The 11,751-nt window shown below is 60.0% G+C and carries 2 protein-coding genes; one reads left to right on the forward strand and one right to left on the reverse strand.

The genetic code is table 11. The features are described from left to right. Positions 1-35: 35 nt before the first annotated feature. Positions 36-10,562 (reverse strand): right-handed parallel beta-helix repeat-containing protein, encoded by a 10,527-nt coding sequence (locus HY962_07550; protein MBI5646772.1) that lies wholly within the window; start codon positions 10,560-10,562, stop codon positions 36-38. Positions 10,563-11,063: 501 nt separating this feature from the next. On the opposite strand from HY962_07550, the gene HY962_07555 reads away from it, so the two are divergent. Next, entirely contained in the window at positions 11,064-11,504 is a 441-nt protein-coding gene (locus HY962_07555) for a hypothetical protein (GenBank protein MBI5646773.1), read from the forward strand. Positions 11,505-11,751: the final 247 nt, after the last annotated feature.

Here is an 11,751-nt window from a genome sequence, read left to right on the forward strand (position 1 = left end):
GCGACCGCCCTTGCCGTGTCAGTACGATGAAACGGTTACCGCGCGAGCACCATGGAGCCCACACGCATCTGCGCACCCGCCGTCACGGTGTATCGGTACACACCACTCGGGAGATTGCGCGCGGTAAACGTGAAGGAGTGTGTGCCCGCGGGCAGTGCGCCCGAGTGCACCATCGCCACTTCCCTGCCGTTCGCGTCGAACACCGAGATGACAACGTGTTCGTCGGTAGGCAGCGCGAAGGTGATCGCCGTCTGCGGATTAAACGGATTCGGATAGTTGCCGAACAGTTCGAATCCCGCGATGGAGGTCGAGACACGCACTTCGTTGGAGTACGAGAAACTGCCGTCGCGATCGGTCATGCGCAGGCGGTACACGTATTCCTTCGCGGCCGGGAGGCGGTCGTCGGTGAATGTGTAATCGCTCGGCGTGTCGACAGAACCGCGGGCGTCCACGAAGCCGATCTCATCCCAGCCCGCAATGCCGCGGCGCTCGATGTAGTAACGGTACGAGTTGAGTTCGCTCGCCGTCCTCCAGTCGAGGCGCACCGCGTTCGCGAGCAGTCGCGCGCGGAACGAGACGAGTTCGACAGGAAGCGGATTGGTGTTGTCGCTTATCGTGAAATCGGAGAACGAGGCAAGACCCGCTTCGGTCACGGACTTTACCGTCGTGTTTACGGTCGATGTCGGATAATGCGTCCACACGCCGCCGTCGCGCTTGGCAAGACGCGCGTTGGCTTCCGTGCCCAACGTGCCCCAGATTGCCGGTGTGTAGAACAGCGTCATGTCGTACGTGAAGCCCGAACCACCCGTGGCAGTGAAGTTCCAGTACGCGTTGGCATACTGTCCCTGCAGCGGACTCGGAGGATTGACGCCCGGATAATACTGGCCTGTGACTGCGCTCGGCAGCGTGCCGCCGGTGCCCCACAGGATTTCGGCGACCTTGCGTCCGCCGAACCAGTAATACGACATCTGACCCGCAGCGAGACTGCCGGTTTCGATCAGCGACGGCGGCGCGGCCGAAGCCGTGAATTCGTCGGCGCCGATGTCGGTCCCGACACCAAGCGTCGTCGAACGCACACTCGTGGCGGCGTAATCGTCCGCGATGTTGTTGGATGCGGATCCGGCGATGCCGTTACCGTTCATGTACCACGAGGCGGCGTTGGTGCCGTCCACGCTCAGATTCGCATTGTTCGGATCCGTGAAGATCGACGAGGGAAGCTGGCTTGTGGTGGCGTAGTACGTGAATGCGCCGCCGGCACTGTCTTTCCAGGCTGAAAGCGCCTTGCCGGAGTACGGATAGCCCCACGGACCCCAATCACCCACAGTACCGGAATCGGTTGTGACCAGCAGGTTGTAATCCACATTGGTCGGATTCCAGTTCGTCAGATAGGTCGCGCGTGTGTTGCCGATCGCGTAGTGTTTGCCCGTGCCTCCCGTGCGACCGTTGTAACAGAGGTTGTTGCGGAACGTGATCGTGCTCTGTGCGCGACGATTAAATGCGTAGGTGTTGGTGGTGTCGGTTCCGGGATTGTTGCCCGTCACGTAGAACGAGTTGTAGTACCACTCGCTCGTGGTGACCGAATCAACATCCTCGGCGGCCGAGAAGTTCACACGCGCGCCGATCGAATCGCCCACCGCCACCATGTTGTTGCTGTACACAACTGCGCCCGACGACTGCGCGTAGATGCCGTAGAGGCGTGCCGTGCGATACTGCAGACCCGCGCCGGTGCTGCTGATGTCCCACACCTTGTTGCGACGAATCTGCGCACCGGGCGTGGTCGAGACGTAGATGCCGCCCACGACGGTGGCGCTGTCGTTGGCGGACGTGTTCGTCAGATTAAAGACGGTGTTCTGATACACATTCTGACCCGCCGCCGACGAGGTGACGAGGAAGCCGAGCAGCGAGAAGGTGTTCAGCACGGAATCGGCGGCGGTCGATCCGGTATGCACGATATTGTTCGAGGCCGAGTTGATGCCGCCCGCGAGGTACAACATGTACACGTTGCCCTTGCGTGTGCTGGTCAGATTGCCGACGGTGTTCGAAGTCACGGTGTTTGTACCGGCGGACGATATCGTCATGCCTTGTATCGAACCCTGGAACGAATTGTTCGTGAGTTGCGACACGGTGTTGTTGCTGACCGTTGCGGGCTGCAGCGTGCTCTGGACGTAGAGGCCGTAGATGCCCGACGAGACGCCGTTGTTTGTGAAACCGGTCACGGTGTTGTTCGTGACCGACACCGTCCCGGTGACACCGACGAGTATTCCATACATGGACGAGGCGCCGGTATTGCCGCTCACCGTGTTGTTCGAGATGGTCGCGTTCGCCAGCGTGCCGCTGTGATACATGCCGTACTGTGTGGACGTGTTGTAGAGGCCCGACACCGAGTTGTTCGAGAGTGTGTTGTTGCCGCCGCTGCTCGAAAAATAAATACCCGCAAGCGTGGTGGCGGCGCCGGTCAGACCGCTCAGGGTGTTTCCGCTGATTGTCGCACTGTTATTGCCGGCGTAGTAGAGGCCGTATAACGTGCTTCCCGCGGCGACGTGGTTCACGATGTTATCCGTGATCGTCGCCGTGCCGCCCGGTATGTAGATCGGGTACACGACGTTGTTGCTCTGGATGTATCCCACCGTGTCGTTGTCAACAGTCACCGTGCCGTTGCCGGAGTAGTACACGCCGTACGTTGTGCTTGTGGAGGCAAACAACGTGTCGGATCCGGCGGTGTTCGAACCGATGCGGTTGTCGGTGATGTTCAGGTTGCCCGAGGTCGCATAGATGTTGTACTGACCAGCGGCGCTTGTTGTCACGTTGCCGATGATGTTGTTGGAGATGGTGTTTGTCGCTCCGAGGGGTCCGGCGAAGTAGATGCCCTGGAAGGCCGGCGTGGTGGCGTAGGTGGTGGTCATCGCCGCGCCGCCGCGCACCGCGTCGCTGCCGCCGATGCTGTTGTAGCGGAAACTGTGTCCGTCGCCCTGGTCGCAGTAAATCGCGTTGAGCTGCGTTGAGCGTGTTTCGGTCTGATAGAACATGTTGCTGTCCACCACCCAGTTCGAACCGGTGCGGGAGGTGGTCAGATACACGCCGTAGTTGGTGAAGTTGCGGAATTCGTTCTTCGTCACACGGCAGTCGCTGTTCGAAGGCGCGCCCGCGGTCGAATTGCCCGAGTACAACATCGTGGCAGGCCGTCCGGAGGTGTACCGCATCCCGGAAAAGAGATTATCCGTGATCACGTTGTTATCGTTGCCGTTCACGGTCGACACGGTCACGATCATCACACCGCTCGCGGCGATGGTGTTCGCACCTTCGAAGATGCAGTTCCGGACGACGTTGTTCGATGCGTCGTTGACGAACGCGAAAGACGGATTACCCGTGACATTGTTGACAATGCGGAGATACCGTCCGCTGCCCGAGTAACGTCCGTCTATGGTCACACGATCCGCACCGTCGAGACGGATGAGGGAGATGGCAGCCGCGCCATATATCGTCCGCTCCACAGTGCCGTCGGGAACGATCGTGATGGTGAAGTTGCTGTTGGGCGGATCCTCGGCCCACTGATTCAGGGCGAAGGTGCCGTCCTCGTTCAGACTGTCGATGATGGTCACGGTGATGTCGCCCGTCACAACCTTGCTGTTGATGTCGGCGAAGAGTCCGCCGGTCTTGGTCAGGGATGTGTACGTGCCCAGGGGGCCCACCGTCACGTTACCGCTGATGGTCGCCGTCACGATCTTGTAGGAATTGATCGTGCCGCTGAGCGGGAAGCCGGCGCTGCCGACATCGACGCTTGAAGGAGCCGCGGCGAACACGCCCGAGAGCATGCCCACGTTCGGTGTCGCGGCATTGTCCTGCGCAACAACGAAATACTGAATCGTGTCGCCCGACACAACGCCGAGCGGCAGCAGCGAATAGTCAATCGTGAAGCTGAAGGGTGACGTGGTGTTGCTGGCCTCGACATACTTCCAACCCGCGCTGGCGCTGGTGTTGTCGGTGTACGAGTTCCAGTTCGTCGTGCCGCCCTTCTTGTAATACAGGCGCGGACGTGTGCCGCTCGTGGTGTTGACACCGCTTGCGTCGGTGATGGTGGCGAAGCTGCTCACCGTGCGTGATGTGGTCGACGCGGAGTTGGTCAGCGGAGTGTACGTGATCGCCGGAGCGACGAGATCGGCCGGCGCGCCGTCGAATTCATCAGCGCCCATGTCGGGAGCCGTGCCGCCGCCGTTGCTCGTGCCGCCGCCGCCCGGACGCGTCTGGCCGTCGTAGTCCGTTGTCAGACCCGCGATCGCAACCGCCGAGGACTCGAGAGCATTCGGTGTTGCACCGCTGCCGATGTGAAGGTCGGTCGCCGATGTGAAGCTCGGATCAACATTGAGGGACGCGGCGTCCTGCAGTGTCGCACCGCGCCAGGCGCTCATGGCCGTGTAATACGTGGTGCTCACCGCCCCGAGGCGCGCCTGCGTGTTCGATGCCACGTAGTACCAGTCGTTGTTGTCCATCACGCCGCTGCCGAAGGAATACGAGGCGGGAAGGTAGATGGCTCCGTGGTACAACGTGCCGGTGTTCGACGTCACGTCGGTGTACACCACGTTGTTGCGGATGGTGGGATTCAGTATCGCGGTGCTGTACACCGAAATTCCGTAGCTGCTGACACTGTTTGCCGAGGCGCCGGTCGGATCGGCATCACCACTGAGGCGTATGCTGTTGTACACGATACGATCGCCGAAGCCGGCCGCAATGCCGATACCCAGTGCTTGATCCGAGCCCGTGCCGTTTGCCAGCACGTTGTAGATCATGTTGTTCGCAACGGTGTTCGAGCTTGCGATGCTGCCGTTCACGCCTGCAAGCAGGATGCCGACACCGGAGAAGGTCTTCTCTTCGGCGATGTCGTGAACCATGTTCCGCGACACGGTGGCGTTTTTCAGATACGTGCTTGTTGCGGTCCACGCGGCGTCACTCGAAAGACTGATGCCCACGAGATCGGTGCCGGAGGGTGTGTCGCCGATGCGGTTGCCGATGAAACGCACCTCGTTGCCCGTTACAACAAGATCTTCCTCGTTCGAGGCCAGGATGCCGCACTTGCCGATCATGTCGACACCGTACGAGGCGGGACCCACGATGTTGTTGGTGATCTTGGTCCCGAAGTTGGGATTCGCCGCGCTGCCGCCGACGGTTGCGATACCGTAGCGGACGCGCGTGATGGTGTTGTTCGTGATCACGTTGTAATCGTTGTCGTTGCCCACGGTGGTGGCACTGATGGAACTGCCGCCGTTATAGATGCCGAAGGTGACGCTGCTGTTGGTGACTGGTGATCCGCCGCCGATGATGGTGAGGTTCATCAGGGTGTCGCGTGTCGCGCCCTGCCCCGCGCCCACGGACGAAAGCCATACAACGGCGTCGGTGCCCGAGGAATCGGTGTTGCGCAGCGTGAGTGCGTTGCCGCCGCTGTTGAGTCCGTCGATGCGCACACGGTCGGCGCCGTTGAGTTTCACCAGCGCGCCACCTGCTATCGGGCCGCTGACGGTCCAACTGCCGCCCGAAGGCACCACCGTGATCGAGAAATTCGATGCCGGCGGGAATTCGTTCCACTGGTTCAGTGAGGCCGAGACAGTCTCGCTGATGTCGCTGATGATTTCAAAACGCACGTCGCCCGCGAGTCCGGCGAGGTTCGCCGCCGCGAAGGCGTCCGACAACTTGGGATAGGTGCCGCCGGTACCGACGGTGTACGTACCCGCGATCGGACCCGTGATGGTGCGTGTTCCGGCGGGATCGGTCACCGACGGAATACGAAGGGTGTCGGCCACGTTCAACGAATCACACCGCGCGTCCACCTGGTTGCCGATGGTGGCGCCGTTCACGATGTCGTAGGTGAGCCAGAAATAGTTCGTCCCCACAGCGAGATTCTTCGTAGTGTCTGTCATCGAGAAAGCGGAGCCCGGAACCGCGACAGTGCTGCCGAACTGCGTGGTGGTTGCAAACACCGGCGACGTGCCCGTGTAATACAGCTTGGCGTTCGAGACATCCGCCGCCGATGTGCTGGTGTTGGTGAAGTAGAATCGTTTCGCCTTCATCGGGATCTTGTTTCCCGCGGTCACCACCTGCACGCCGATGATCTGATTCGGCGTCGTGTTCGGGAACACGGGCAGCGTGGAAAGCTGCGTCGTGGTGCTCGAGATGTAGTACATGTTCACTTCGGGCACGCCGTCGAATTCGTCGGCGCCGATGTCGGGCGCGGTGCCGCCGCCGTTGGAGGTGCCGCCGCCGCCCGGACGCGTCTGGCCGTCGTAGTCGGTTGTCACTGCAGCGATGGCCGTCCCTCCGGACTCGAGCGATGTGCGCGACGTGCCGCTGGACACGTGAAGATCAGTGGCCGATGTAAACATCGGATTGACCTCGACGGAATTCGAGTCGCGTGTCGCCGCCGTGCGCCATGTTGCCATGGTGGTGTAATACGTGCCGGCGATGGAACCCGTGCGGCCCTGCGTGTTTGTCAGCGGGTAGTACCAGTTGTTGTAATCGAGTCCGCCCGTGCCCCAGGGATGCGCGGACGGAATATAGATGGGCGAGTGGTAGATCGTCGTTGTGTTGCAGGTCAGATCCACGGCCACGTTGTTGTTCTTGATCGTCAGGTTCGTGGCCGATGTGGTGTTCACGAAGATGCCGTGTGCGCTCATCGTGGTCGTACCCGTGCCGGTCGGATCGAGATCACCGACCATCGAGATGCTGTTGTACACGATATAATCGCCGTTGCCGGACCCGATGCCGATGCCGAGCGCGCGGTCAGGCGATGTGCCGTTCGCGAACACGTTCGAGATCATGTTGTTCGCGATGATGTTGCTTGTCAGATTCGTCCCATCCACACCGGCGACAACGATGCCCACGGCCGAGAGGGAATTTTTCTGATCGATGATGTCGTGGATATTGTTGCGCAGAACCTTTGCGTCGCGCACGTACACCGTTGTGGGTGTCCAGGCCGCGTCGGTTGCGAGTGAGATACCGGCACGATCCGTACCGGACGGAACATCGCCGATCAGGCCGCCGACATAACGGATCTCATTGTCCGTTATGGTTGCCGCCGAATCATTTGCAATCACGATGCCGCCCTTGCCGATCTGGTCCTCGCCCCAGGCCGCCGGACCGATGATATTGCCGGTGATCGTGGTATTGTTGTTCACGTTCGGGGCCGCGGCGCCGTAGGTGTACACACCGTAGCGCAGGCGTTTGAAGGTGTTGCCGCTGATCACGTTGTTGTCGTTGTCGGCGCCCGTGCTGCCCGTTGTCACGGAGGTGCCGGCGAGAAGCACGCCGAAGGTATTGGTGCTGCCTACGTTCTGCCGCAGCGCGCCGATGATCGAACAGTTCTTCACCGTGTCGCTTGACGCGCCGAGAGAGTTGCCGTTGCTCGAGAACCACACGACCGCGGTGGTCTTTGTTGTGTCGTTCACCTGCAGCGTCAGACTGTTGCCGCCGCTGTTGATACCGTCGATACAGATACGGTCCGCATCAAAGAGCCGGATCAGCGCCGCGCCGTTGAACACGGCCGGAGTGGTGTTGTTGCTCGCGACGGTAACATTGCCCACGGGCACCACACGCACGCCGTACTGCGCCGTGGAGGGATCGACCGCCAGCGCGTTGAGTGTGGCCATGGTATCTTCCACCGTGTTGCCCACCACACGCACAATAACATCACCGGTAATCACCGAGGAATTGATAAAATCGAACGCCGTCTTCAGTTTCGCGAGGCGACCGCCAACACCGACAGAAATCGTATCCTGCACGGATCCGGCGATGAAGTATTTGTTCAGCGTACCGCCGATCGGGAAGGCCGGAGCGGTAAGCGCGACACTGGACGGGGTGGACGCAAAGCTCCCGCTGTTGATGCCGACGTTGGGTGTACCGGCATTATCCTGTGCTACCACGAAGTAATACACCGTATCACCGAGAGCAAGCGCCGTCGGCAGTTTCGAATAGTCGATAGTAAACGAGTAGGGATTCGATGTCGACGCTGTTTCAACCCACTTCCATCCATTCGTGGCACTGGTGTTATCGTTCCATTCGTTGTACAGCGAACCCTTCTTGTAATACACGCGTGGATTCGTTCCACTGGTCGTGTTGACACCGCTGGCATCGGAGATTGTCACATTCTGGAAACTGCGTGTTCCGGCAAGCGGACCGTTGCCAAGCGTCGTGTACGAAATGCTCGGACCAATAAGATCTAGAACGGTGAAGTCCCCTTCATCCGCACCAACATCCGGAGCGGAGCCGAGACCGGTGTAGGAACCGGATCCAAAACGCGCGTCATTGTCGTAATCCACAAGGTACCCGGTCACCGACGTGCCGCCGCTTTCACACTGCGTCGGTGTGCTGGTGTCGAGATGCAGATCATACGGAGTTGCGCCTGTGTTCAGGAAAGGCGGCAGTTCTCGGAACGACGAGGCATCACGCGTGCTCACGCGTGTCTTGTATGCCGCCATGGTCTGATCGGAATTGGTTCCGTCGTAGAAGATCAGATAATTCGCGGCGGGTGTTGCACCTCCGTAGAAACAGTTGTTGTTCGAACCGGACGCGTACGAGGTAAGCGTCGTGCTGGTCCGGCGATACGCCACGGTGAATCCACCTGTCGGGCCCGCTGTGGAGTTGTTGGCAAAAATGTTGTTGCGCATCTCCACCGTCGGTGTGGTGTTGATGTACACCGCACTGCTGCCGAATGTTGTTGCGGACGAACTGACCGCGTCGAGATACACCGTGTTGTAGTACAGATTCGCGGCGGTTCCTCCGTAGATCCAGATGCCACTGACGGCTGTCGCGCTTGTCGATGTTGTGGCCTGCAGATCGGAGATGAAGTTGTTGCTCACATTGGAGGCGCTGGTGCTGAGATAGATGCCGTTGACCGTCGCGCTCGACCCTGTTGTCGTCAGATCATGGATCCTATTTCGAAAGACGTTGTGCACAGTGCCATAGCCGCTGGCGTAACCATACACTGTGCCGCCGGACGTAAGCCCGTAAATCTGATTCACGGATGTGTTCTTCGTGCCAGTGGACGTTGTGATGCTCATTCCGTACAACGTGCCCGAACCATTGTGTGTCAGGTTGTACACGGTGTTATTGGTGTACGTTTCCGTCAGGGGAGCACCACCGTTGTAGTAGCCATACATGGTGCCCGTCTGTCCCGATGCACAGGTGAGGTCATGAATGGAGTTATCATAAAACTCGACGAGCGCGGTTGACGCCTGGATGCCGTACATCGCGCCGGTACCCGAGGCCCCGGTCTTGCTCTGCGAGTACACGTTGTTCGAGTAGATCCTGAGGGTGTCGGTGTTGGCCATAGCGGCGCTGTTGTGTATGCCATGCATGACGCCGGTACCCGGCAGCGTGTTGCTGTAGATGTTGTTCTGGTAGATGAACACCTTTTTCGCCGTGGCGGTCTGCTCGATACCTTTAAAGGCACCACTGGTTGCGGTCGGATATGTACATCCCGTCACCGTATTCCCGTAGATACGGACAAGGTTCAATGCGGCCGTGCTGCCCGCACCGTTCGAAATACCGGTGAGTTGCGACGTTGTAGCGCTGCCGGTAAGCGTGATGGTGTTGTTGTAGATGTCGACACTTGCGCTTGCGGCGGTGCTGGTCAGTATACCGGTGGTTGTGGTGGTTGAACCCGCACCATTGGTAATACTGTTGTTCGCAACGTGCATGGAGTCCTGATAAATCGTATAGATGCCGTAACAGGCATTGAAGGACGCGAATCCGTAATTGCTCAGGGTGTTCCCACCGTCCTTTCCGATCTCAATAAAGTGGTCAAAGAGATGGTACGGTGTGGTGCCGTGTGCATACCCTCGCACGTAAATCGGCACCTGGCAATGTGAGATCGTGTTGTTGTAGATCTTGATCGCCTCGCTGCGACCCGTCACCGCGGTGACCGTGATTCCGCCCACTGCCGTGTCGCTCGTTAAGGACGACCACGCCGGAAGCATGTTTGATACATAGATGCCGATGGAGCGGTCACTCGTGCGCGAGAGGCGGACATTACAATTCCGAATTGTCACATACTGGCAGGCGTTTGTGACGCTGGCCTTCAGCAGCAGATATCCGAATTCGTATCGCGTGGCGAAGGTGGTAAAGGACACCGTATCATCGGCCAGATCGATACCGTCGATGGTGAGGTAATCCGTTCCGACAATTCGGAAGATGGCGTCCTGCATATTGCCGAAAGGCCCGGGGATTTTCGAACCGCCCGTTGCGGGAACAATGATAGGATTGCTGCCCGACGCGCCCTTCTGGAACACGATGGGATTTGCGCTCGTGCCCGTTGCGGTGAGTGCGGGAAGGGTTTCCGTGAAGGTGATACCCGGCGCGACGTTGAAGGTGACACCTCCCGCTCCGACGCCGTTGGTGTTCAGGTCGTTGATCGCGGCGCTGAACGTCGTGTAGTTATTAACGCCGCTGCCTCCCGGATCGATGGTCTTCGTTCCGCTGAGCTGCGCGAACGAATCCGGTGCGAGGCAGAACAGAGCGAGGATCAATACGAACGCCGGCCGGAGCGCCGCACGCTGGAATCCATAGCGCAGAGTCATGGGATCACCTATGAATGAAGGATAAGAGAGTAGGCACAAGAGGGCCCGCCGGTATGTGTCGGACCACCGGTCGGGAGTATGCAGACGCGACCTGCAAACGAGGAATCATTCCAGAAGGGGCAGGAATCTCGACAGAATATTAGGGGGACGCTCGAATCGAGCGAGGAATTGAATGTCTTATAGTACGGAAGATCGGTTTCAAGGTCAAGTGACTCCCCTGCCACCATGACCCCCGGGTCGGATACCCCCCGGGCCGGATACCCCTCGGGCCGGACGTCCCCCTGACCGGACGTCGCCCGCAGCAACGATTTCCTCGGAGAATTCCAGATTGGAGAGAATCGAGCGCGGTGGGCGGAGAGCGCGCGGACGGCCGGGACGGCCGTCCATGGATGTGCAAACGCCGCCATAGCGCGCGGACGGCCGGGACGGCCGTCCGTGGAGGGAGGGGACGCGGCGTGTGCAGCGCGCGGACGGCCGGGACGGCCGTCCGTGGATGTGCGAATGCGCGAGCAATGCGCGGACGGCCGGGACGGCCGTCCGTGGAGTTTGAAAGCCGCGCGGAGCGATGTGACCATCACGCGGAATGATGTGACCATCACGCGGAATGATGTGACCGCCGCACGGAGCGATGTGACCATCACGCGGAATGATGTGACCATCACGCGGAGCGATGTGACCATCACGCGGAATGATGTGACCATCACGCGGAATGATGTGACCATCACGCGGAATGATGTGACCATCACGCGGAATGATGTGACCATCACGCGGAGCGATGTGACCATCACGCGGAGCGATGTGACCATCACGCGGAGCGATGTGACCATCACGCGGAATGATGTGACCATCACGCGGAATGATGTGACCATCACGCGGAATTATCTGACCATGGACCGGGAATATCGCACCGCGGTGCACAACCATACTTGCAGAACGCGATAAGCGCGCGGACGGCCGGGACTGCCGTCCGTGGAGGGATGTGCGAATGCGCGAGCAACGCGCGGACGGCCGGGACGGCCGTCCATGGATGTGCAAACGCCGCCATAGCGCGCGGACGGCCGGGACGGCCGTCCGTGGATGTGCAAACGCCGCCACAGCGCACGGACGCCCGGGACGGCCGTCCGTGGAGGGAGGGATGGAGGGAGGGCGTTTTCGAAATACGAAAAATGAAGACGCCGTGCCGCCCTTC

The organism is Ignavibacteriota bacterium (assembly GCA_016218045.1).
In the GTDB taxonomy this organism is placed as follows: domain Bacteria; phylum Bacteroidota; class Ignavibacteria; order SZUA-365; family SZUA-365; genus JACRFB01.